The sequence below is a fragment of the Bradyrhizobium sp. LjRoot220 genome, assembly GCF_964252915.1.
Taxonomy (GTDB): Bacteria; Pseudomonadota; Alphaproteobacteria; order Rhizobiales; family Xanthobacteraceae; genus Bradyrhizobium.
On sequence record NZ_CAXUPS020000013.1, the window covers coordinates 96,498 to 119,259 of the forward strand.

At 64.4% G+C, this 22,762-nt stretch carries 23 protein-coding genes; 15 read left to right on the forward strand and 8 right to left on the reverse strand.

The features are described from left to right. Nucleotides 1-142 precede the first annotated feature (142 nt). From ccmA to ACSQ84_RS33485, 6 genes are all read left to right on the forward strand, one after another. The gene (ccmA, locus tag ACSQ84_RS33460; protein ID WP_436216012.1) at nucleotides 143-745 is read left to right on the forward strand and encodes a heme ABC exporter ATP-binding protein CcmA; all 603 of its coding nucleotides are present in this window, start codon (nucleotides 143-145) and stop codon (nucleotides 743-745) included. Continuing rightward, complete coding sequence (gene ccmB, locus ACSQ84_RS33465; protein ID WP_436216013.1) at nucleotides 742-1,410, forward strand: heme exporter protein CcmB; 669 nt, start codon at nucleotides 742-744, stop codon at nucleotides 1,408-1,410. The genes ccmA and ccmB overlap by 4 nt, the downstream gene beginning before the upstream one ends. A gap of 149 nt (nucleotides 1,411-1,559) precedes the next feature. Continuing rightward, nucleotides 1,560-2,291 (forward strand): heme ABC transporter permease, encoded by a 732-nt coding sequence (locus tag ACSQ84_RS33470; protein ID WP_436216014.1) that lies wholly within the window; start codon nucleotides 1,560-1,562, stop codon nucleotides 2,289-2,291. A gap of 4 nt (nucleotides 2,292-2,295) precedes the next feature. Then, a complete protein-coding gene (gene ccmD / locus ACSQ84_RS33475; RefSeq protein WP_436216015.1) occupies nucleotides 2,296-2,475 on the forward strand; it encodes a heme exporter protein CcmD in 180 nt (59 codons plus the stop codon). Then, entirely contained in the window at nucleotides 2,472-3,068 is a 597-nt protein-coding gene (locus ACSQ84_RS33480) for a DsbE family thiol:disulfide interchange protein (RefSeq protein WP_436216016.1), read from the forward strand. The genes ccmD and ACSQ84_RS33480 overlap by 4 nt, the downstream gene beginning before the upstream one ends. Before the next feature lie 250 nt (nucleotides 3,069-3,318). Continuing rightward, complete coding sequence (locus tag ACSQ84_RS33485; protein ID WP_436216017.1) at nucleotides 3,319-3,678, forward strand: ComEA family DNA-binding protein; 360 nt, start codon at nucleotides 3,319-3,321, stop codon at nucleotides 3,676-3,678. A gap of 153 nt (nucleotides 3,679-3,831) precedes the next feature. On the opposite strand, the gene ACSQ84_RS33490 is transcribed toward ACSQ84_RS33485, so the two are convergent. Both ACSQ84_RS33490 and ftsY read right to left on the reverse strand, forming a co-directional pair. Then, complete coding sequence (locus tag ACSQ84_RS33490; protein WP_436216018.1) at nucleotides 3,832-4,434, reverse strand: septation protein A; 603 nt, start codon at nucleotides 4,432-4,434, stop codon at nucleotides 3,832-3,834. A 61-nt stretch (nucleotides 4,435-4,495) separates the two neighbouring features. Further along, nucleotides 4,496-5,443: a signal recognition particle-docking protein FtsY gene (ftsY, locus tag ACSQ84_RS33495; protein WP_436216019.1), complete on the reverse strand. Its 948-nt coding sequence runs from the start codon at nucleotides 5,441-5,443 to the stop codon at nucleotides 4,496-4,498. A gap of 151 nt (nucleotides 5,444-5,594) precedes the next feature. Here ftsY and ACSQ84_RS33500 point away from each other — a divergent pair, with 151 nt between their 5' ends. Beyond that, nucleotides 5,595-6,278, forward strand: a complete 684-nt coding sequence (locus ACSQ84_RS33500) for an RluA family pseudouridine synthase (protein WP_436216020.1) — start codon at nucleotides 5,595-5,597, stop codon at nucleotides 6,276-6,278. Nucleotides 6,279-6,394: 116 nt separating this feature from the next. On the opposite strand, the gene mtaB is transcribed toward ACSQ84_RS33500, so the two are convergent. Both mtaB and dapF read right to left on the reverse strand, forming a co-directional pair. Continuing rightward, the gene (mtaB, locus tag ACSQ84_RS33505; RefSeq protein ID WP_436216021.1) at nucleotides 6,395-7,678 is read right to left on the reverse strand and encodes a tRNA (N(6)-L-threonylcarbamoyladenosine(37)-C(2))-methylthiotransferase MtaB; all 1,284 of its coding nucleotides are present in this window, start codon (nucleotides 7,676-7,678) and stop codon (nucleotides 6,395-6,397) included. Between the two features lie 86 nt (nucleotides 7,679-7,764). Next, a complete protein-coding gene (gene dapF / locus ACSQ84_RS33510; RefSeq protein ID WP_436216022.1) occupies nucleotides 7,765-8,637 on the reverse strand; it encodes a diaminopimelate epimerase in 873 nt (290 codons plus the stop codon). A 179-nt stretch (nucleotides 8,638-8,816) separates the two neighbouring features. Between dapF and ACSQ84_RS33515 the strand changes: the two genes are divergently transcribed. Both ACSQ84_RS33515 and ACSQ84_RS33520 read left to right on the forward strand, forming a co-directional pair. Next, nucleotides 8,817-9,557, forward strand: a complete 741-nt coding sequence (locus tag ACSQ84_RS33515) for a GyrI-like domain-containing protein (RefSeq protein ID WP_436216023.1) — start codon at nucleotides 8,817-8,819, stop codon at nucleotides 9,555-9,557. 5 nt (nucleotides 9,558-9,562) lie between these two features. Further along, entirely contained in the window at nucleotides 9,563-10,261 is a 699-nt protein-coding gene (locus tag ACSQ84_RS33520) for an SIMPL domain-containing protein (protein ID WP_436216024.1), read from the forward strand. Between the two features lie 23 nt (nucleotides 10,262-10,284). Here ACSQ84_RS33520 and ACSQ84_RS33525 read toward each other — a convergent pair whose 3' ends face one another. From ACSQ84_RS33525 to ACSQ84_RS33535, 3 genes are read right to left on the reverse strand one after another with little or no spacing between them, the layout of a single operon-like run. Beyond that, on the reverse strand, nucleotides 10,285-11,736 hold the full coding sequence (locus ACSQ84_RS33525; protein ID WP_436216025.1) for an HlyD family type I secretion periplasmic adaptor subunit: 1,452 nt from the start codon (nucleotides 11,734-11,736) through the stop codon (nucleotides 10,285-10,287). After that, nucleotides 11,723-13,861: a type I secretion system permease/ATPase gene (locus ACSQ84_RS33530; protein ID WP_436216026.1), complete on the reverse strand. Its 2,139-nt coding sequence runs from the start codon at nucleotides 13,859-13,861 to the stop codon at nucleotides 11,723-11,725. The genes ACSQ84_RS33525 and ACSQ84_RS33530 overlap by 14 nt, the downstream gene beginning before the upstream one ends. 26 nt (nucleotides 13,862-13,887) lie before the next feature. Then, nucleotides 13,888-15,552, reverse strand: a complete 1,665-nt coding sequence (locus ACSQ84_RS33535; RefSeq protein ID WP_436216027.1) for a calcium-binding protein — start codon at nucleotides 15,550-15,552, stop codon at nucleotides 13,888-13,890. A gap of 175 nt (nucleotides 15,553-15,727) precedes the next feature. Between ACSQ84_RS33535 and ACSQ84_RS33540 the strand changes: the two genes are divergently transcribed. Then, entirely contained in the window at nucleotides 15,728-17,302 is a 1,575-nt protein-coding gene (locus ACSQ84_RS33540; protein ID WP_436216028.1) for a winged helix-turn-helix domain-containing tetratricopeptide repeat protein, read from the forward strand. On the opposite strand, the gene ACSQ84_RS33545 is transcribed toward ACSQ84_RS33540, so the two are convergent. Continuing rightward, nucleotides 17,299-18,363, reverse strand: coding sequence for an MBL fold metallo-hydrolase (locus tag ACSQ84_RS33545; RefSeq protein WP_436216029.1), 1,065 nt, complete (start codon nucleotides 18,361-18,363; stop codon nucleotides 17,299-17,301). The genes ACSQ84_RS33540 and ACSQ84_RS33545 overlap by 4 nt on opposite strands. 507 nt (nucleotides 18,364-18,870) lie before the next feature. Here ACSQ84_RS33545 and ffh point away from each other — a divergent pair. The 5 genes from ffh to rplS all read left to right on the forward strand — a co-directional run bounded on the left by ffh (nucleotide 18,871) and on the right by rplS (nucleotide 22,717). Then, nucleotides 18,871-20,415, forward strand: a complete 1,545-nt coding sequence (gene ffh / locus ACSQ84_RS33550) for a signal recognition particle protein (protein ID WP_436216047.1) — start codon at nucleotides 18,871-18,873, stop codon at nucleotides 20,413-20,415. A 196-nt stretch (nucleotides 20,416-20,611) separates the two neighbouring features. Then, nucleotides 20,612-20,944, forward strand: a complete 333-nt coding sequence (gene rpsP, locus ACSQ84_RS33555) for a 30S ribosomal protein S16 (RefSeq protein ID WP_436216030.1) — start codon at nucleotides 20,612-20,614, stop codon at nucleotides 20,942-20,944. 19 nt (nucleotides 20,945-20,963) lie between these two features. Beyond that, the gene (gene rimM, locus ACSQ84_RS33560) at nucleotides 20,964-21,491 is read left to right on the forward strand and encodes a ribosome maturation factor RimM (protein WP_436216031.1); all 528 of its coding nucleotides are present in this window, start codon (nucleotides 20,964-20,966) and stop codon (nucleotides 21,489-21,491) included. 11 nt (nucleotides 21,492-21,502) lie between these two features. Next, the gene (trmD, locus tag ACSQ84_RS33565; RefSeq protein WP_436216032.1) at nucleotides 21,503-22,222 is read left to right on the forward strand and encodes a tRNA (guanosine(37)-N1)-methyltransferase TrmD; all 720 of its coding nucleotides are present in this window, start codon (nucleotides 21,503-21,505) and stop codon (nucleotides 22,220-22,222) included. A gap of 114 nt (nucleotides 22,223-22,336) precedes the next feature. Beyond that, complete coding sequence (rplS, locus tag ACSQ84_RS33570; RefSeq protein ID WP_436216033.1) at nucleotides 22,337-22,717, forward strand: 50S ribosomal protein L19; 381 nt, start codon at nucleotides 22,337-22,339, stop codon at nucleotides 22,715-22,717. Nucleotides 22,718-22,762 lie beyond the last annotated feature (45 nt).

Consider the following 22,762-nt stretch of genomic DNA (forward strand, 5'->3'; position numbering starts at 1 on the left):
CCGGTTGTGTGCTGCATCAAGTTCCGGGCTTATAGAATCTTTCTAGAAGCGCCGCCACAACCACGAGCGTGCTGCAGCATTGCACGACCCAAAAATTCTGATGCGGTACCCCAAGCTTTTCAGAGGGCCGTAACGAGGCAAGATGCGGCTTTCAGGACATCAGATCGATTGTGTGCGGGGCGGTCGCGCGGTGTTTTCCGGGCTCGATTTCGAAGCCGCCTCGGGCCACGCGCTGGCCGTCACCGGTCCCAACGGCTCCGGCAAGACGTCGCTGCTGCGGCTGATCGCGGGCTTGCTGGCGCCGGCTGGCGGATCGGTCGCGCTGGAAGGCGGCGCGGACGAACTGACGCTACCCGAACAGGCGCACTATCTCGGCCATCGCGACGCCCTGAAGCCCGCGCTCAGCGTGCTGGAAAACCTGTCGTTCTGGCGCGATTTTCTCGGCGGCGACGCCAGCGATCTCGACAAAAGCCTCGCCAGAGTGGGGCTCGCGCACGCTACGCATTTGCCGGCGGCGTATCTGTCGGCCGGCCAACGGCGGCGGCTGTCGATCGGCCGGCTGCTCGCGGTGCGGCGGCCGGTCTGGCTGCTCGACGAGCCGACCTCGGCGCTCGATGCCGCGGGACAGGATTTGTTCGCCGGCCTGATGCGGGATCATCTGGCGAGCGGCGGCATCATCGTCGCCGCCACCCATGCGCCGCTCGGGATCGAGGCGGGCGAAGTGCGGATGGGAGGGCCGGTATGACCGCCCTTGCCGCATTGATCCAACGCGACATCCGGATTGCGCTGCGCGTCGGCGGCGGGGCCCTGATCGGAGTGCTGTTCTTTCTTACGGTGACGGTGCTGATGCCGTTCGCGCTCGGGCCTGACCTCGCGCTGCTAACGCGGCTCGGGTCCTCGATTCTCTGGCTCGGGGCGCTATTGGCCAGTTTGCTCACGCTCGACCGGCTGTTCACAGCAGATCATGAGGACGGCTCGCTCGACCTGATCGTGATGGGCCGGACGCCGCTGGAACTGGCCTGTGCCGCGAAGGCGCTGGCGCACTGGCTCGCCGCCGGACTGCCGCTGATCCTCGCGACCCCCGTGCTGGGGCTGATGCTCAATCTCGACGCCACCGCGACCTCCGCCGTGGCGCTGACGCTGCTGGTGGGAACGCCGGCGCTGACGTTTATCGGCATGATCGGCGCCGCGCTGGCGGTGACGCTGCACCGCGGCGGGTTGCTGCTCGCGGTGCTGGTGCTGCCGCTGTCGATCCCGGTGCTGATTTTTGGCGTCGCAGCGTCGCAGGCCGCCATCTCAGGACCGCTGCCGTTTGGAACACCGTTCTCGATCCTGTGCGCAATCTCGCTGGTCAGCTTCGTGATCGGACCGTTTGCCGCAGCCGCCAGCCTGCGCCACGGGCTGGACTAGATTCTTGTTTTGACGCGTTTTCTTGACGCGAACCGGTATCCACTTCGCTCGAAAACGCTCTGGTTGATGCCAATCAACTCTCGCGGAGGCGAAATGAAACAGACCAAGCCGCATTGCCTGCCCCGCCGCTGACGACTATCAGGATGCCCATGACGCTGATCGACCTCGCCAACCCCACCAAATTCCTGTCGCTGACGGCGCGCCTGTTGCCGTGGCTGGCGGGCGCGACCGCGATCCTGCTGCTGATCGGCTTCTATCAGGCGGCGATGGCGCCGGACGATTACCAGCAAGGCGCCACCGTCAAGATCATGTTCATCCACGTGCCCAACGCCTGGCTGTCGATGTTCGTGTGGGGCGTCATGAGCCTTGCGGCGCTGGGCACGCTGGTGTGGCGGCATCCGCTCGCCGATGTCGCCGCGAAGGCCGCCGCGCCGATCGGCGCCGCCTTCACGTTTCTCGCGCTGGTCACGGGCTCGCTGTGGGGCCGGCCGATGTGGGGCACCTATTGGCAATGGGACGCGCGACTCACCTCGGTGCTGATCTTGTTCCTGATGTATCTCGGCCTGATCGCGCTGTGGCGCGCGGTGGACGACCCCTCGCGCGCGGCACGGGCGGCGGCGATCCTCACCCTGGTCGGCGCGCTCAATCTGCCGATCATCAAATTCTCGGTCGACTGGTGGAACACGCTGCATCAGCCGGCCTCGGTGCTGCGGATGGGAGGCTCCACGCTTGACCGCGCCTTCCTGATTCCGCTGCTGGTGATGGCGGTTGGATTTTCGCTGCTGTTCATCACGCTGCATCTGGCGGCGATGCGCAACGAGATCCTGCGCCGCCGCGTGCGCAGCTTGCAGATCATGCAAGCCAGCCAGCAGGCGGCGTGACGCGATGGCGCTCGGTCCCCACGCCACCTTTATCGTGACCTCCTACGCGCTGGTGGCAGCCGTGGTCGCGATCCTGATTGCCTGGATCGCAATCGATTTTCGCCGCCAGAAGGCGCGCCTGCGCGAGCTCGAGGCCAGCGGCATCGTCAGGCGTTCCGGCCGCAGCGCGGCGGATATCCGATGAGCGGGCCGGCGGCATCTGGCGCACCGCGGCACAACCGGCGCTGGCTGGTGACGCTGCCGCTGATCGGGTTCATGGCGGTGGCCTCGCTGTTCCTGCTGCGGCTGCACGGCGGCGACCCTTCCAAAATACCTTCCGCGCTGATCGGCCGCCCCGCGCCGCAAACCGCGCTGCCGGCGCTGGCAGGCCTGGTCAACGATGGGGTTGCGATCCCAGGACTCGACCCCGCCGCCTTCAAGGGCAAGGTCAGCGTCGTCAATGTCTGGGCGTCCTGGTGCGTGCCCTGCCATGACGAGATGCCGCTGCTGACCGCTTTGGCCAAGGACAAGCGGCTGCAGATTGTCGGCATCAACTACAAGGATGCGCCCGACAATGCCCGCCGCTTCCTCGGCCGCTACGGCAACCCGTTCAGCATGGTCGGCGTCGACAGCAACGGCCGCGGCTCGATCGAATGGGGCGTCTATGGCGTGCCCGAGACCTTCGTGGTCGGCCGCGAAGGCACCATTGTCTACAAGTTGGTCGGGCCGGTGACCGCGGCCAATATCGATACCGTGCTGAAGGTGGAAATCGAGAAGGCGTTGCGGGCGGGGAGCTAGTCCGGACCTCATCCCCGGATGAGCGCTTCGCGCTCACCGAGGGAGCGGCGTCTTCGCCGCGTCTCGAAGGATGGGCTGCGGGCTCTCAAGGTTCGAGACGGCGCTGAAGAAGCGCCTCCTCACCATGAGGGTCAAACGACTTCAAATAATTTTCAGCTTTTATCTAGCGTTCATTTGGCGGCCATGGCGCCGCCACGAATTCGAAGCTAGCTTGATGCGTTACTTAAACCGCCCTGGGAGGGACACTTCTATGCGTCATTTCACGCTCGCTTCTCTTCTCGCAACTGCGCTCACGGTTGGCCTGATGACGGCAACCCCGTCGATGGCCCAGACCGCGCAGCCCGCCGCCAAATCCGACAGCAAGATGGCTCCCGCGCCGAAGGCCCCGGAGTCGAAGATGGCGCCGGCCCCGAAGGCCGAACTGCTCGACATCAATTCGGCGACCGCCGAGCAGCTCGAGGCGCTGGCAGGGATCGGCAAGGCCTACTCCGCCAAGATCATCGCGGGCCGTCCCTACAAGGGCAAGGACGATCTGGTGCACAAGAACATCGTCCCGCAGGCGACCTACGACAAGATCAAGGATCATGTGATCGCCAAGCAGAAGAGCTGATTTGATCTCGTGCCCCGGACGCGGCGCAGCGCTGTTGCGGTGCGCTGCTGAGCCGGGGCCCACTCTGACGGAAAGATGGGCTCTAGCGGATAGATGGGTCCCGGTTCTGCGGTGCATCGTGAAGAACGCTGCACCGCATCCGGGACACCAACTTCACCGCTTCCTGACGTCGCCCGCGTCGGCTTCGCTCGCCTCCAGGGAAGCCGGCTCCAGATGATAGCGCTTGATCAGCGGCATCTGGGTGATGGCGAACAGCATCGTCAGCGGCACCATGCCGAACACCTTGAAGCCGACCCAAAAGTCGGTGCTTTGCGTGCGCCAGATGATCTCGTTCAGCACCGCCATGGCAAAAAACCACAACGCCCACCGCATCGTCAGGGTGCGCCAGCCCTGCGCGGTGAGATTGAACATCTGGTCGAACATGATGGCGATGAAGGAGCGACCGAACAACAGGCCGCCGGCGAGAATGGCGGCGAACAGCATGTAGACGATGGTCGGCTTCATCTTGATGAAGGTCTCATCATGCAGGATCAGCGTCAGCGTGCCGAACACGACGACGACCACCGCCGTGACAATCGCCATCATCGGCACATGCCGCGTCACCACGTAGGACGCGATCATCGCGGCCACCACCGCCACCATGAATACGCCGGTGGCGACGAACAGGTTGGACTTGGCGTTGGCGACGAAGAAGATGAGAAGCGGACCAAGCTCGGTCGCAAGCTTGAACAGCGGGTGCGGTACTTTCTTGTCCATTAGTTCACGCTCTTGGTTTGAGGCATGACCTTATCCGAAAACCGGTTCCCACTTTTCGGGGTCATGCCTCTATTCCTGCAATCGCCTGCGCGAAATCCCGCGCGGTGAACGGCGCCAGATCGTCGACGCCTTCGCCGACGCCGATGAAGTGCACCGGCAGTTTGAATTTCTCTGACAGCGCCACCAGGATGCCGCCCCGCGCGGTGCCGTCGAGCTTGGTCATCACAAGGCCGGTGACCCCTGCGGTACGATGAAAAGCCTCGACCTGCGACAGCGCATTTTGTCCCACCGTGGCGTCGAGCACCAGCAGCACCGCATGCGGGGCCGAAGCATCGACCTTCTTGATGACGCGAACGACTTTTTCGAGCTCTTTCATCAGCTCGGCCTTGTTCTGCAATCGCCCGGCGGTATCCACCAGCAGTACGTCGATGTTCTGCTCTTTCGCCGCCGTCAGCGCATTGAAGGCAAGGCTCGCCGAATCCGAACCCTGGGCGCCCGCGATAACCGGCGATTTGGTTCGCTCGCCCCACACCTTCAATTGCTCGATCGCGGCGGCACGGAAGGTGTCGCCGGCTGCCAGCATCACCTTGCGGCCTTCGGCGCTGAGTTTCGCCGCCAGCTTGCCGATGGTGGTGGTCTTGCCGGAACCGTTGACGCCGACGACCAGAATAACGAACGGCTTTTGCTCGGCGTCGATCACCAGCGGCTTGGCCACTGGCGCCAGCACCTTTTCGACCTCGGTCGCGACTACGCTCTTCACTTCATCCGCCGAAATCGCCTTGTCGTAACGGCCGGCGCCGACGGCGTCGGCGATGCGCACCGCGACTTCAGTGCCGAGATCGGCGCGCAGCAGCACATCCTCGATATCATCGAGCATGGCGCGGTCGAGCTTGCGCTTGGTGACGAGGTCGGCAACGGCTGACCCGATCGAACTCGAGGTTCGCTTCAGGCCGCTCGAAAGCCGCCGCCACCAGCTCAGTTTGGGGGTTCCGGGAGTGGTATCGCTCATGTCGGACGTGTGTTAGCGGTTTCGCGCCATGAACGAAAGCCACAACAAACCCGTTGATATTCCCCGGACATCCCTCGATGTTCCCGGGACTTCCCTTGATGTTCCCCGGGCATCGCTTGATGTTCCCGCGGCATCGCTTGGTGTCCGCGAATTGACCGCGGAAGAAATCCAGGCCCGCGTGCTCCACCGCGACGGGCTGATGCTGGTCATCGACAAGCCCTGCGGCCTGCCGGTGCATCGGGGGCCCAAGGGCGGCGCCAACCTGGAAACTTCGTTCGATGGCTTGCGATTCGGCCTGCCGCGGCCGCCGGTGCTGGCCCACCGGCTCGACAAGGATACATCAGGCTGTCTCGTGCTGGGACGCCATCGCAAGGCCACCGCCTCGCTCGGCCTGCTGTTCAAGCACGGCAAGATCGGAAAGACCTATTGGGCCGTGGTCGAGGGCGGACCTGCCGAAGATGAAGGCACCATCGACATGCCGCTCGGCCGGCTCAACGTCGAACGCGGCTGGTGGCAGAAGCCGGACCCGGATGGTCAAACAGCCGTCACAAACTGGAAAGTGCGCGGCCGCGGCAACGGCCTCGCCTGGCTAGAGCTGGAACCGGTCACCGGCCGCACCCATCAACTGCGCGTGCACACCTCGGCGACGGGCTGGCCGATCGTCGGCGACAACATCTACGGCAACGGCCCCCGCTTCGGCGAACCGCGCCTGCATCTGCACTCCCGCGAGATCGTGATTCCGATTTCACGGAACAAGGACCCGGTCCGCGTGGTCGCGCCGGCGCCGGAGCATATGCGGGAGCGGCTCAGTGCGTGCGGGTGGAACGGGGAGTAAGTAGACACACTCGCGAGCCTCACCCACGGCTGTCGTCACCCGCGAAGGCGGGTGATCCAGTATTCCAGAGACGTCAGAGATTCACAACGAAGGCCACGGCGTACTGGGTCGCCCGGTCAAGCCGGGCGATGACAGTCGGGGATTAATCGCGCGCCGTCATGTCCGGTCATCGTCAGCGCCCGCACCGCGCCCGGCGTCTCACCCGCAATCGCGACCGGCAGGAAATGCTCCGTCCGCCCCTGCCTGGCACTCTCGATCAGAACCTGACGCGTTGCGCCAATCTCCGACGCGAGGCGTTTTCGCAGCGCCGCCTCACCCGTCGCGCGCAAGCGCTTCGCGCGTTCCTTGATCGCCTCGCCCGCGACCTGCGGCATTCGCGCCGCCGGCGTGCCCGGGCGCTTGGAATAGGGGAACACATGCAGGAAAGTGAGACCGCATTCCTCGACCAGATCCTGCGAGCGCGCGAACATCTCGTCGGTCTCGGTCGGGAAGCCCGTGATGATGTCGGCGCCGAGCGCGATGTCCGGACGTAGCCGTCGCACCTGCGCGCAGAACTCGATGGCCTGGCTGCGTGAATGCCGCCGTTTCATCCGCTTCAAAATCAGATCGTCGCCGGACTGCAGCGACAGATGCAGATGCGGCATCAGGCGCTCGTCACCGCCGATGGCGTCGAGCAGGTCGCGGTCGGCCTCGATCGAATCGATCGATGAGATCCGCAACCGCTTCAGATCCGGCACGTGCCGCAAAATCTGCTTTGTCAGCTGGCCGAGCTTTGGTGTGCCCGGCAAATCGGCGCCGTAGCTGGTGAGATCGACGCCGGTCAGCACGATCTCGGCATGGCCGCGTTCCACCAGCGCGCGGACCTGATCGACCACCGCGCCCATCGGCACCGAGCGCGAATTGCCGCGGCCGTAGGGGATGATGCAGAAGGTGCAGCGGTGGTCGCAGCCGTTTTGGATCTGCACGAACACCCGCGGCAGGCCGCTCTGAAAGCCTTCCAGCAGATGCGGCGCCATCTCGGTGACCGCCATGATGTCGGCGACCGCGATCTTCTCGCTGGCCGCGATTCCGAAGGGGGAATCGAACGCCGCGCGCGCGCCGCGCCAGGCCTCGCGGCGCATCTTCTCGTCATTGCCAACGACGCGATCGACTTCAATCATGCCGGCGAACATTTCCGGCTGGGTCTGCGCCGCGCAGCCGGTGACGACGATGCGGGCGTCGGGCCGCTCGCGCTTCAATCGGCGGATCGATTGCCGCGCCTGCGCCACGGCCTCGTTGGTGACCGCGCAGCTGTTGATGACGATGGTATCGGAAAGGCCCGCGCTCTCGGCCTCGTGCCGGATCACTTCGGATTCGGACGAGTTGAGGCGGCAGCCAAAGGTGAGGACGTCGACGCTCATCGTGTTATCTTTTTTGAGCATGATCTCCGAGCAAACGCTTCGCGTTTGTCGAGGGAAAACCGATTCACACTTTTCCGGATCATGCTCTACGCGACGCTAGCGAACAATGCCGGATCGAAGCGGCCTTCATATTCGAAATCGGCCGTGCCGGTCATCAGCACATGATCGTCGCGCTCGCGCCATTCGATCGAGAGCTTGCCGCCGGGCAAAGACATGTTGACGATGCGATTGGTGCGCTTCAGCCGCGCCGCGGCCACCGCGGTGGCGCAGGCGGCCGAGCCGCACGCCCTGGTCAGCCCGGCGCCGCGCTCCCAGGTCCGCATTGTGATATGATCGCGATCGACGATATGGGCGAGCGTGATGTTGGCGCGATCGGGGAAGATCGGGTGATTTTCCAACAGCGGCCCGAAGCGCTCGAGGTCGAAGGCGTCGATGTCGTCGACCCAGAAGATCGCGTGCGGATTGCCCATGCTGACGACCGAGGGCGAATGCAGCAGCGGCGCGTCGATCGGCCCGACCTGCAACTCGATGTAGCGCGTGTCACGAAACTCTTCCGCCAGCGGGATATCCTGCCAGCCGAATTTCGGCGCGCCCATGTCGACCGTGTAAAGATCGGGCTGCGGCCCCTGCCAGCAATTCAAGAGGCCCGAGCGGGTCTCGAACGTCACCGCGGTCTGGCCGGTCTTCTCAAACAGCCGCCGTACCACGCACCGCATGCCGTTGCCGCACGCACCGGCCTCCGAGCCGTCATTGTTGTAGATGCGGATGAAGGCCTCGGTGCCCTCCAGCCGCGGCGGCTGCAATACCATCAGCTGGTCATAAGGCACGCCGGCGGGCGAGGCGACGGCGCGCGCGTCCTCCGCCGTCACCTTGGCCGGCTTGTCGCGCAAATCCACCACCACGATCTCGTTGCCGATACCGTTCATCTTGGCGAAGGCGTGATTGGCGAGCGCGCTCATGGAATTTCCCAAATTCTGCCTGCCTTATATGGCGAATGGTGGCCGATTGCCTAGAGCAGGGGCCCATGACGCATCTGTCATGGGACGAAAGCGGACCTTGCGTGTTAGGGATGGCGGCGTTTTGCGGGCGTGGGCCGGGACATATCGCGACCGCTTGGGATGGATGGAGAATACCTAAAATGAGCCGTATCAGCCCTTTTCGCGCGACCATGGTCGCGCTGGTCCCGATGGTAGCAATAGCGTTGGGCGGCGCCGCGCTGGCGCAATCGCCGGCGCCATCAGCCGCTCCGTCCGCCAGCCCCTCCGCGGCACCGGCGCCCGCCGCTTCTGCTTCCCCTGCCCCGACGGAGACGCCCGCACCCGCGGCTTCCGCGACCCCGGCACCGGGAACCACCCCCGCACCGCCACCCGCGGCGGCCCAGACGCCGGCCTCACCCCCCGCGGCAACCGTTCAGGCCGCCGATCCGTTCGGCGAGCAGTTCACGCTGGAGCCGAAAAAAGTGCTGGTCATGAAGGGCACCGCGACCTGGGACGCGGCGTTCGACACCCTGATCGATTCATTCAAGGCGCTGACCGCGGTGCTCGACAAGCAGGGCATCAAATCGACCGGCAATGCCATGATCGTCTACACGTCCACCGACGATTCCGGCTTCACCTTCCTGGCCGAAATTCCGGTCGATCAGGAGCCGAAGAGCCTGACCAAGGACATGAGCATCGGCAAGTCGCCCGAGGGCAAGGCCCTGAAGTTCGTCCATCGCGGCTCCTACGACAACATGGACAACACCTATGAGGCGATCACCAATCACCTTGACGACAAGAAGCTCGAAGCCAAGGACACCTTCGTCGAGGAATACATCACCGATCCCTTGAAGACGGCGGAGGACAAACTGGTGATCAACGTCTACGTGCCGCTGAAGTGAGCGACATGAAACATCCGCTCGCGCTCGTCATCGCCGCCGCGCTGCTGGCCACGCCCGCGCTGGCGCAGACGGTGCCGCCGCCGGCCATCGCCGTGACCGGCGAAGCCACGGTGTCGGTGCCGCCGGATCAGGCGCAGATCAATGGTGGCGTGACCACCGAAGCCAAGACCGCGCGCGAGGCGTCCGAAGCGAATAACGCCGCGATGGGCAAGGTGCTGCTGGCGCTGAAAGGCGCCGGGATCGAGGAGAAGGACTACCAGACCTCGCGGCTGTCGCTGCAACCGCAATATCCGCCCAACCCGAACCGGACCGGGCCGGCGGCGATTTCCGGCTATCGCGCCAGTAACCGCGTGACCATCAAACTGCGCGACGTCACCAAGGTCGCCAATATCGTCGACGTATTGGTCGGTGCCGGCGCCAACGACATCGGAGGCATCAATTTCGTGGTCACGCAGGCCTCGAAGCTGCTCGACGATGCCCGCGAGCAGGCGATCGCCGACGCGCGCCGCAAGGCGCAAATCTACGCCAAAGCCGCCGGCGTCACGCTCGGCGAACCGATCAGCATTTCCGAGGAAGGCGCGCCCACCCCGATGTTCCGCAGCAAAGTCGCCGGCGGCATGGCCGCATCCGCACCGGTGGCGCAAGGCGAAGAGACGCTGTCGGTTGCGGTGAACGTGTCCTGGGCGATCAAGTCCAAGGAATAGTCAAAGGAAATAGTCCAGGCGCCCTATCGCTCGTGCAGGACCTCCTGCTGATAGCGCAGCAGCGGTGAGAGCAGATAGCTCAAAATCGTACGCGACCCCGTCTTGACCTCCACGGTCACCGCCATGCCGGGCGACAGGTCGACCATCCGGTTCTCAACCTGCATTCGGGTGGCGCCCAGAGAAATGCGCGCGCTGTAATTCAACTCCTGGCCCTTCGGCTCGCTGGTGTCGTTCTGTGCCCCGAGCCGCCGATCGCCGGAACGGTCTTGCGGCTGGTTACGGATGATGGCGTCCGGCGAGACGCTGAGCACCTTGCCCTGCAACAGGCCGTAACGGGTGAAGTTGAAGGTATCGACCTTGATCTCGGCATCCTGCCCAACGTGGACGAAACCGATGTCGCGATTTGAAACCATGGCTTCGATTTCGAGGCGGCTGTCGCTGGGGACGAGCACCAGCAGGGCCTGCGCGGGCGTGACCACGCCGCCGACCGTATGGATGGCGAGTTGCTGCACCACGCCGTCGACGGGGGCGGTCAAGCGCTGCAAGGTGGTCTTGCGCTCGGCCTTGATCAGGTCCTGCATCAGCCCGCTCGCCTTTTGCTCGGACTTGGCGAGTTCGTCCGACAGGCTTCGCCGGTATTCAGCCATGGCCTGGCCGCGGGTCTCGCGGATGGCGGCGACGCCCGACTCCGCTTCGCGCTGGCGGCTCTTCTGAACCGTGAGCTCCTCCTGCTGTTCGACCAGCAACTGCAGGATCTCGTAATAGCTGATCTTCGAACTCAGCTCCCGCTCCATCAGCGTCTTGCGGATATCGACACGCTGCTGGACGACGGGAATCATCGCCTCCAACTTGTGAATGGTGGCGCCAGTGGTGGCGTGCTCGGCTTCCTTCTGTGCCTGCTGGCGCGAAAGCGCGGCGATCTTGGCACGGTGCTCGGTGACCTGGTTCTGCAGGAGCTGGCGCTGGGTGCTGACCAGGATGGGATCGGCGCCCGCGGGCGGGGTGAAATCAGCCGTATGGTCATCGCTGGCCGCAAGCGCGGCGCGAAGCCGCGCGGCATTGAGTTGCTCGGCGAGGACGTCGCTCTGCAGACGGTCGCGTTCCGCGGCGTTCACGGTCGGATCAAGCTCGATCAACAGGTCGCCGGCCCTGACGGCCTGCCCGTCCTGCACCCTGATGGCCCGCACCACGCCGGTTTCGAATGGTTGGATGACCTTGGTGCGGCCGCTCGGCACGATTTTGCCGGTGGCGGACGCCACGATGTCGATGGTGCCCCACCAGGCCCAGATCAGCGCTGCGCAGAACAGCACGATAATCGTCGCCACCATGGTGCGCCCGATCGGCGAGGGCGGCGTCTCCACGATCTCGAGCGCCGCCGGCAGGAAGGCGAGCTCTTCGCTTCTCGCATGGAGCGGCCGGAAAGGGACGACGGTTTCTGTCCGCTTGACCGGAAGCGCTGCGCTAGACGACTTCATAGATACCTCCCTGTAACCGGTGCAAGGCCGCGTAGCGCCCGCCGGTCTTGATGAGTGCGTCGTGGGTGCCGTCCTCGACCAGGCGGCCTTGATCCAGGGTGACGATCCGGTCCGCCCCGCGCACGGTCGAAAGCCGGTGCGCGATGACCAGAACGGTGCGGCCCTTGGCGATCTCTTTCATGTTCTGCTGGATGATGCGTTCGCTCTCGTAATCGAGGGCGCTGGTGGCCTCGTCGAAAATCAGAATGCGGGGATCCGAAATCAGGGCGCGGGCAATCGCGATGCGCTGACGCTGGCCGCCCGAAAGCGTCGAGCCCCGCTCGCCGACGATCGTGTCGTAACCCTCTTCCAGCTCGAGGATGAAATCGTGCGCGCCCGCAAGCTTCGCCGCCTCGATCACCCGCTCCATCGACATCGCCGGATCGGCCAGCGCGATATTCTCGCGCACCGAGCAATTGAACAGCACGTTTTCCTGCAGCACGACACCGATCTGACGGCGCAACCAGGCCGGGTCGGCCATCGCGAGGTCCATGCCGTCGATCAGCACGCGCCCGCTTTCCGGCGTATAAAGCCGCTGGATCAGCTTGGCGAAGGTGCTCTTGCCGGAACCGGAAGGTCCGACAATGCCCACCATCTGCCCGGCCGGCACATCGAAGCTGATGTCGTGCAGCACTTCCCGTCCGTTGAGCCGATAGCGGAACGTGACGTGGTCGAAGCTGATATTGCCGCGGATCGCAGCAAGCCGTGCCCGCGCCGGCGCGTAGGTCGGCTCCGCAGTGGCGTTGAGGATGTCGCCCAGCCGCTGCACCGACAGGCGGGCCTGGTGGAAGTCTTGCCAGATCTGCGCCAGCCGCAGCACCGGAGCGCTGACCCGGCCGGCCAGGATGTTGAAGGCGATGAGTTCGCCGACCGTGAGCGCGCCGTCGATCACCTGCCGCGCGCCGAAATAGAGGATCGCCGCGGTGACGACCTTGCTGATGAACTGCACGATCTGGCTCGCCGTGTTGCCGAGGCTCAGGACCTTGAAGCTGGCGCCGACATAGCCGGCGAGCTGCTCCTCCCAGCGGCGCTGCATTTGCGGCTCGACCGCCATCGCCTTGAGGGTCTCGATCCCGGTCACGCTCTCGACCAGGAAGGCCTGGTTCTCGGCGCCGCGCCGGAATTTCTCGTCGAGCCGTCGCCGGAACAGCGGCGTGATGCCCGCCGAGATCGCGATGTAGAACGGGAGCGAGCCGAGCACGATCCAGGTCAATAGCGGCGAATAGGCAAACATCACCGCCAGGAAGACGGACGTGAACAGCAGGTCGATGACGAGCGTCAGCGCCGAACTGGTGAGGAAGTTGCGGATGTTCTCCAGCTCACGCACCCTCGCCACCGAATCGCCGACCCGCCGTGCCTGGAAATAGGCCATCGGCAGTGCCAGCAAATGCTTGAACAGCCGCGCCCCGAGTTCGACGTCGATGCGGTTGGTGGTGTGCGAGAACAGATAGGTGCGCAGGATACCCAGAACAGTCTCGAACAGCGAGATTGCGACCAGGCCGACGGCCAGCACGTCGAGCGTGCTGAGCGAGCGATGCACCAGCACCTTGTCGATGACGACCTGAAAAAACAGCGGCGAGACCAACGCGAACGTCTGCAGGAAGAATGACGCCAGCAACACCTCGCCGAGCAAATTCCGGTATTTCTGGATCGCGCCCAAAAACCAGCTGATGTCGAAGCGGCGGCCGAGATCCGACAATCCGGCCCGGCGCGTCATCAGGATCAGCCCGCCGTCCCAGATCGCGAGCAGTTCGGCACGCGTCATCAGCGAAGGTCGAGAGGTATCGGGCGACTGCACCAGGACTTCGTCCTCACCGGCCTTGGCCACCACCATGAACCGGCCGTCCCGCAGGCTCGCGATTGCCGGCAGCGGCGTTTTCGCGAGCCGCGACCATTTGGTGCTGCAGGCCCGGGCCTTTAATCCGAAATCCCTGGCGCACCGGAGAATCTCCGATGCGCCAAGCTTGTTTGTTCCGAGCCGGTGACGGATCTGCTCGCGATCCGCCGCGACGCCCTGGAAATCCAACAACGTTACGAGGGCTTCGAGGCCTGAGTCCGTTCCGTTGCTTTCAGTTACCGTGCTCATCTGCATTCTCCAGGGATCGGCTGCGTTCAGGCGTGCTGCGGCATCGCCAGCATGGGCGGCTGGCCCGCCAGTGGATCAGCCATCGGCATCGCGCCGTGACATCCGCCATCAGAGACGAAGCACGTCGCCATGGCCTGCCCGAGCAGAGCGGCGCACGCGCCCGGCGATGTTGATGGCAGCATGCTGCCGATCGCCGGAGGCGAAGCGACGGGGGCCGGCGTGGTAACCGGCGCCGAGCCAGCACCCTGGATGACGACGTTGTCGCCAGTGCCGCCGTCGAGCACATCCATGCCGGGCCCACCGAGCAGGACGTCGTCGCCGGCACCGCCAAGCAGGACGTCGTTGCCGGCACCGCCGAGCAGGATGTCATCGCCGTCGCCGCCATTGGCAGTGAGCAGCAGGCCGGCCGGGAGTCCCGACGCGTCGATGACGTCGTCGCCGCCGAGGCCATTGATCACCAGGCGGTCGCTCGCATCGAAGTTCTTGATCGTCACGGTTTCACTCAGACCCGTTATCGTGACGACGCCATTGACTTTGGTGACGCTAATCACGTCGTCGCCATTGGTCGCGTTGATGACGACAGTGTCTGCCGCAGAGTCATTGCCGCCCAGATCGACATTGACCTGACTGATGTCGGTTCCACTCAGATCGTTGACCGTGATGGTATCGACACCACCCAAGGTCTTGAGCTCAATGGTCTCCACATCGTTGGTGTCCATGGTAATGTTGGCGATGTTGCGGGTCATCCGCACGCGGCCGCCATTGGCCGAGATGTCGAAAATCTCGCCGGCGTTCGATCCGTTGAACAGCAGCGTGTCGGTCCCGTCCTGACCCTCGACGGTGTCGTTGGCATCGCCCGGATTCCAGACGAAGCTGTCATTGCCGGCGCCGAGGAACGCCACGTCGCTGCCGCGGCCGCCGGTGATGACGTCGTTGCCCTCGCCGCCGAGCAATAGATCGTCGCCGTCGCCGCTGGTGATGGTGTCGTTACCCGCGCCACCGTCGACCGTGAGCTTGATGAGGGTGGCGAGGCCGTTGCTTGCGATGATGACGTCGTCGCCGCCATTGGCATTGATTACGAGATTCTCGGTGGTTCCGATATCGAGGGCGAAGGGCGCCGGCGTGACGCGATCGAGACGCACGCGGGTGCCGTTAGGAGTGATCGTGAAAGTTTCGGCACCGTTTCCGCCATTGACTTCGGCGGTGTCGTTGCCAGCGCCGCCTTCGAACAGGTCGGTGTCGTCGCCGGGATTCCAGATCATGCGATCGTCGCCGCCCTGGCCGAACACCTGGTCGTCCCCGTCGCCGCCCGTGAGCGTATCGTTGCCCGCGCCGCCAAACATCAGGTCGCTGCCGCCCTTGCCCAGCAGCGTGTCGTTGCCCGCGCCGCCGAACAGCTGATCGTTGCCCGAGCCGGCGGCGATGACGTCGTTGCCGGCGCCCCCGAACAGATTCGCCGCGGGCAACGCGCCGTTGACCTCGCTGAGGCTGATCGTGTCGTTACCGCCGGTGCCGAACACCTGCATCAAGGTGGTGTTAGCGACGGTCGGGGTACCTCCGGTGACGGCGACCGCGCCGCCATTGACTAGAATGTTACCGGCCGCGTTGCGGCTCAGGGTGATGGTGTTGTCGAGAGTGTCGTCGATTATCGTGAGAAACCCGCTGGGTGAAAAACTCGCCTTGATAGCCATGCTCTGAAATCCTTCTGTCGTTAAAATCCCCACCGCCGTGTTTAGGGGGAGCCCGCTTGACAGACTTGAACCCGAGCTTCAGACGATCTTGAAAACTTCTCCTGATTCCCTGATTGTTTCCCCGAATGTGAGATATGGTTCACATTTCCTGCGCCATCGCAGGCCGAGGCACACCGTGCGCTTGCTTTTTTCGGATTACGTTCTCGATACTGCCCGCCGCGAGTTGCGCTGCGGAGCTCAAGCGATTGAGGTCGAGCCGCAGGTGCTCGACCTTCTGGTCTACCTGATCCAGAACAGGGATCGCGTCGTCACCAAGGACGACCTGATCGATTCGGTCTGGGGCGGACGCATCGTGTCGGACACCACCTTGACCAGCCGCATCTACGCGGCCCGAAGGGCGGTCGGCGACAGCGGCCGAAATCAGCAGCTGATCCGCACCATCGCGCGCAAGGGCCTCCGCTTCATCGGAGACGTGCGCATGCAATCCGATGACGATGCGGCGCAGGCAATCGATCCGCAAGCGAATGAAGCACCGGCGCTCGCGCAACCGGCACCGGCGCTGCCCGACCGTCCGGCCATTGCCGTGCTTCCTTTCAGCAATATGAGCGACGATCCGGAGCAGGAATACTTCTCGGACGGCATCAGTGAGGACATCATCACCGCGCTGTCCAAGCTGCGCTGGTTTTTCGTGATCGCGCGCAACTCTTCCTTCATGTACAAGGGCAAGGCCGTTCATGTGAAGCAGATCGGCGAGGACCTCGGCGTCGGCTATGTGCTTGAGGGCAGTGTGCGAAAGCACGGCGGACGCCTGCGCATCACCGCGCAGCTCAACGACGTCGCCAATGGCAGCCAGGTTTGGGCGGAGCGTTACGACCGAGACGTCGCCGATGTCTTCGTCGTGCAGGACGAAATCACCGAAGCCATCGTCGGGGCAATCGAGCCGCAGCTCTATGCGGCGGAAAATATCCGTATCCGGCGCAAGCCGCCATCCAATATGGACGCCTGGGACCTGGTGATGCGGGGGCTGTCGTATTACTGGCGCGTGACGCGGCAGGACCACGCGATCGCGCAAGATCTGCTGGAGCAGGCTATCGCCATTGAGCCGCACTATGGTCAGGCGCTCGGCATGCTTAGCGCAAGCTATACATTTGGCGCCCACATGGCTTGGCTGGAACTGGACACCATCGCGCCGGTGGCCGAACGCACGGCATTGGCCGCGGTCCGCGCTGACAGCGAGGATGCCTGGGCGCATTATGCACTTGGCGGCGTATATCTCATCACGCGGCGCTTCGACGACTCGATCGCCGAATTCGAACTGGCGCTGCGCCTCAATCCGAATTTCTCGCAGGCCCAGAACTATTATGCCGCAGCACTGGGCTTTTGCGGCCGCTGGCAGGAAGCCATCGGGGCGGCCAGCCGTGCAATCCGGCTGAGCCCGCGTGATCCGTTCCTGGCGCTCTGTTATGGCTCGACCTGCCTGGCCCAGTTCATGGGACGCAATTACCAGGAAGCCATGCAAGATGCCCGCACGGCAATTCGCTTAAGGAGCGATTATGCCGGCGCGCACCGGGTGTTGACCGCCGCCGCGGGCATGTCCGGGGATCCCGAGGCTGCGGCCGCCGCACTCGGAGAGCTTCGCCGCGCCCAGCCCGATATTTCGCTGGCCTGGATCGCCGATCACGTACCGATCAAGCACGATTCGGATCGGGTGCATTATCTCGAAGGCTTTCGTCGCGCCGGTCTGGATTAGATCTCCACGACTTGCCCCGGCTTCAGCGCCGCAAATCGCTCGCGCAAAATCTTCGCCTCATCCAGCGCTTCGCCAAGCGCAATCACCGGCGCGTCGATCGCCTCGTCGGTGAGCTGGAACGTGCCATGATGATGCGCCAGCGCTGTCTGCGCACCGCAATCGGCCAGCGCCTTCACCGCATCCGACGGGTTCATGTGCTGGTCGCGCATGAACCAGCGCGGCTCATAGGCCCCGATGGGCAGGATCGCCAGCCGCAGCGGGCCGTGCGCTTCGGCGACTTTTCGAAAATGGCTGCCGTCGCCGTAGCCGGAATCGCAGACGATGTAGAGTTTGCCTGCAGAGGTCTCCAGCACGAAACTCGCCCACAGCGCCTTGTTGCGGTCGAACAGCCCGCGCGCCGACCAATGCCGCGTCGGCACGAGCGTTGCCGCGACGCCGTTGCCAAGCTCGACCCGGTCCTTCCAGTCGAACGCCTCGACTTTGATCGCTGGATCCGCATCGCGCATCGTGATGTCGTTGCCAAGCGGCGTGATCACGCGCGGCGAAAACTTTTCCGAAAGTTTCGACAGCGTCGCCAGATCGAGATGGTCGTAATGACCGTGCGACACCAGCACGATATCGATCTTGGGCAACGCATCGAAGGCGATGCCGGGATCGTTGTACCGCTTCGGCCCGGCCCAGCTGAACGGCGACGCCCGCATCGACCACACCGGATCGATGAGGATGTTGAGGCCGGCGGTCTGGATCAGCCAGCTTGCGTGGCCCACGAACGACAGCCGCACCTTGTTGCCGTCGACGCGCGGCGGCGGCGTATCGGCATGCGGGCTCGGCATCCAATCCGGCCAGGTAGCGCGCTGCCGGCCGCCGCCGAACTGCCAGCGCAGCACCTCGGCCAGTGATTTCGGCGGCGATCCGTCAGGATCGAAGAAGGTCAGGCCGTCGAAATGATCGGAGACGGGGCCGTCATAGGTTTTCATGCGGGACATCCAGACAGACGGCGCGCCGACGGCCAGACCGAGACCGGCGAGCACTCCAAAAACGCGGCGGCGGGTGATGGGCACGGCGGGGTCACGAGGCAATGAGCGCGAGAGGCATGGGGCGTTATATGGCGTGCGCTGGCCAGGTTGGAACTGCGGCAAAATATGACATCCGCGCGAGCTGTCCAGAATTTTCCAACTGAACTAAATTTACGTAATTTCAACTGCTTAGTCGGACAGAGACGGATTTGGGCCGCCCGTCTTTCCTTGACTTTCCGCCCGCACAGGGGTTTAACCCCGGCACTTCTCGGAAAGACGTTCTTTTCGACCCGCCGCCCGGCCCTTGAGACCGGAGGCCAACGCCCGACAGCGCGATGCGCCCTCGGGCGTAAAGGTGTTTGGACTATCGTTTTGGCATTCCGCGCCGAGACATATTAGGTCGTCATCACCCGCGAAAGCGGGTGATCCAGTATCCCAGAGCAGCTCGGATTGAACCGAGGAGCTGCGGCGTACTGGATACCCCGCCTTCGCGGGGTATGACGGCGGTGAATGACGCAACCCCCTGCGCAGGCAGGACAGAGGATAACGGCATTGTTCGACAATCTGTCGGAAAAGCTTGGTGGGATACTCGATCGGCTGACGGGCCGCGGTGCGCTGTCTGAAAAGGACGTCGATGCCGCGATGCGCGAGGTACGCCGCGCGCTGCTCGAGGCCGACGTCTCGCTCGAGGTCGTCAGAAGCTTCATCGACCGCGTGCGCGAGCAAGCGATCGGCGCCACCGTCGTCAAGTCGGTCACCCCCGGCCAGATGGTGGTCAAGATCGTCCATGACGAACTGGTCGCGACCCTGGGCGCTGACGGCCAGACCATCGACCTCAATGCGGTGCCGCCGGTCGCGATCATGATGGTCGGTCTGCAAGGCTCCGGCAAAACCACGACCACCGCAAAGCTCGCCCGCCGCATGACCCAGCGCGACAAGCGCAAGGTGCTGATGGCCTCGCTCGACATCTATCGCCCGGCGGCGATGGAGCAGCTCGCCGTACTCGGGCGCGATCTCGACATTCCGACGCTACCCATTGTCGCCGGCCAGAAACCGGCGCAAATTGCAAAACGCGCGCTGGAAGCCGCCAAGCTCGGCGGTTACGACATCGTGCTGCTGGATACCGCCGGCCGCACCACGCTCGACGAAGAGATGATGTCGGAGGCCGCGGAAATCAAAACCGCCGCCAACCCGCATGAAGTGCTGCTGGTCGCGGATTCCCTGACCGGCCAGGATGCGGTCAATCTCGCCCGCTCGTTCGATCAGCGCGTCGGCCTCACCGGCATCGTGCTGACACGGGTCGACGGCGACGGCCGCGGCGGCGCTGCGCTGTCGATGCGCGCGGTCACCGGCAAGCCGATCAAGCTGATCGGCACCGGCGAAAAGACCGACGCGCTGGAAGATTTTCACCCGAGCCGTATCGCCGGCCGCATCCTCGGCATGGGCGACGTGGTGTCGCTGGTCGAAAAGGCGGCGGCCAATATCGACGCCGAAAAGGCCGCGCGCGTCGCCGAGAAGATGCGCAAGGGCCAATTCGACCTTGCCGACATGCGCGAGCAATTGCTGCAGATGGCCAATATGGGCGGCATCAGCGGCCTGATGGGCATGATGCCCGGCATCGCCAAGATGAAGAACCAGATCGCCAACGCCGGGATCGACGACAAGATCCTCAAGCGCCAGGTCGCGGTGATCGATTCGATGACGCGGCAGGAGCGCAAGAGCCCCGACCTCCTCAAGGCCAGCCGCAAGAAGCGCATCGCCGCCGGCGCCGGCGTCAAGGTCGAGGAAGTCAACAAGCTGCTCAAAATGCACCGGAACATGGCCGACATGATGAAGGCGATGGGTTCGGGCAAACGCGGCCCGATGGCCGGCATTGCGCAGGCGATGGGTTTTGGCGGCGGCATGCCCTCGGCCGACCAGATGAAGGCGCTGGCGGAGAAAATGCCCGGTGGCGCCGGCCCCGGCGGCATGCCCGCGCTGCCGAAAGATATTCCGGTCGGCCTTCGTCAGGGCCTGCCGAATTTGCCGGGACTGACGGGCCTCAGCGGCAAGCCGACACTGCCGGGCCTCGGCGGCTTCCCCGGGAAGAAGAAATGAGGAGGTTCGCTCCCTCTCACCACTCGTCATTCCGGGACGCGCCTCTTGGCGCGGGCCTCAGATGCGCAATTGCGCATCGGGGAATCCATACTCCCGATCGTGGTTATGGATTCCGGGCTCGCTCGCTTCGCTCGCGCCCCGGAATGACGAGCTAACTGAATACGTACACATCAAACCAAACTTTACGGAGACTAAAATGTCAGTCGTTATCCGCCTCGCTCGCGCAGGCACCAAGAAGCGCCCGGTCTATCACGTCGTCGTCGCCGATTCGCGCTTTCCCCGCGACGGCCGCTTCATCGAGCGTCTCGGCCATTTCAATCCGCTGCTGCCGAAGGACAATGAAGCGCGGCTGAAGCTCGACATGGACAAGGTCAAGTCCTGGCTCGCCAAGGGCGCGCAGCCGTCCGACCGCGTGACGCGCTTCCTGGATGCCGCCGGCGTCGTGAAGCGTACCGCGCGCAACAATCCGGAAAAGGCGGTGCCGCGCAAGGAGCGCAAGGCCGCTGCCGAAGCCGCCTCGAAGTCATAAGCGTTAGCGGCGCGGGGCGGTGGCAGCACCGATTTGTGTCGCCCGGATCGGCGCCGCGCATGGTGTGCGCGGCGCAGTAAAACTGTGGACGTTTACCGAAGACCCGCTGGCCGTAAGGGATTACGGCCCGCTGACGACCAAGGACGGCGCGCGCCAGTTCGAGGTGACGCACGTCCGCGAGGCGAAAGACCATCTGGTCGCCACCATCAAAGGCGTCGCCACCCGCGAGGACGCCGAGCGTCTCAACGGCATCGAACTCTACATCGCGCGCGACAAGCTGCCTGCGACCGAAGACGACGAATATTACCACGCCGATCTGATCGGGCTCGCCGCGGTCAATGCCGCGAACGAGCCGCTCGGCCGCGTCGCCGCGATCCATAATTTCGGCGCCGGCGACATCATCGAAATCGCGCCGCCGCAGGGACCGACGATGCTGCTGCCGTTCACCAATGCCGTGGTACCGACGGTCGATCTTGCGGGCGGCCGCGTCGTGATAGAACTGCCCACGGAAGTTGAAGGCGACGACGACGCTCCGACGCTCACGTGATGGGCTCATAAATGACCTGGCGCGCCACCATCCTCACGCTATTCCCGGACGTGTTTCCGGGACCGCTCGGCGTCAGCCTGGCGGGCAAGGCGTTGGCCGCCGGGCTGTGGGCGCTGGAAGCGCGCGACATCAGGGATTCGGCCACTGACCGGCATCGCAGCGTTGACGATACCCCGGCCGGCGGCGGGCCCGGCATGGTGCTGCGCGCCGACGTGCTGGCGGCGGCGATCGATGCCGCCGATACCGGCCAGGCCCGTCCGCGCCTCTTGATGAGCCCGCGAGGCCGGCCATTGACCCAGTCCCGGGTCCTGGAGCTTGCGGCGGGTCCGGGACCGCTGATCGTCTGCGGCCGGTTCGAAGGCATCGACGAGCGGGTGATCGCGGCACGCGGGCTCGAGGAGGTCTCGATCGGCGACTATGTGCTGTCCGGCGGCGAAGTCGCCGCCATGGTGCTGGTCGACGCCTGCGTCCGGCTGTTGCCGGGGGTGATGGGAAAACAGGCTTCGGGGACCGAGGAGAGCTTTTCCGAAGGACTACTGGAATACCCCCAATATACCCGCCCGCAGGAGTTCGAGGGCCGCACGATCCCGGAAATCCTGGTTTCCGGCGACCATGCCAAGGTCGCCGCCTGGCGCCAGGCCGAGGCTGAAGCCCTGACCAGGGCGCGGCGGCCGGATCTGTGGGCGATTAAGACGCGCCAAAAACGCCCAAAAAGCACGACAGACGGGTGACAAGCCCGCGCCTTTGCCTTATACGGGCGCCAAATCCGCAGCAATCAGCAGGATAGATGGACGTTCGCGCAGCCCGCGCTGGACTGGCTGGGCGCGCCGCCGATGGAGATTTCAATGAACATCATTCAACAGCTCGAAAAAGAGCAATTCGATAAATTGGCCGCGACCAAAGCCATTCCGGAGTTCGGGCCCGGCGACACCGTGATCGTCAACGTCAAGGTGGTCGAAGGCGAACGCACCCGCGTGCAGGCCTATGAAGGCGTCTGCATCGGCCGTTCCGGCGGAGGGCTCAACGAGAGCTTCACCGTTCGCAAGATTTCCTACGGCGAAGGCGTGGAACGCGTCTTCCCGGTGATGTCGCCGATGATCGACTCGATCAAGGTGGTGCGCCGCGGCAAGGTGCGTCGCGCCAAGCTGTATTACCTGCGCCAGCTGCGCGGCAAGTCGGCCCGCATCGTCGAGAGAACCGACCGCGCGGCCGCCGTCGGCGAGTAATTCGTCCTCTGCAGGGGGATGTGACCAAAAGCGCGGGGTTTTGCC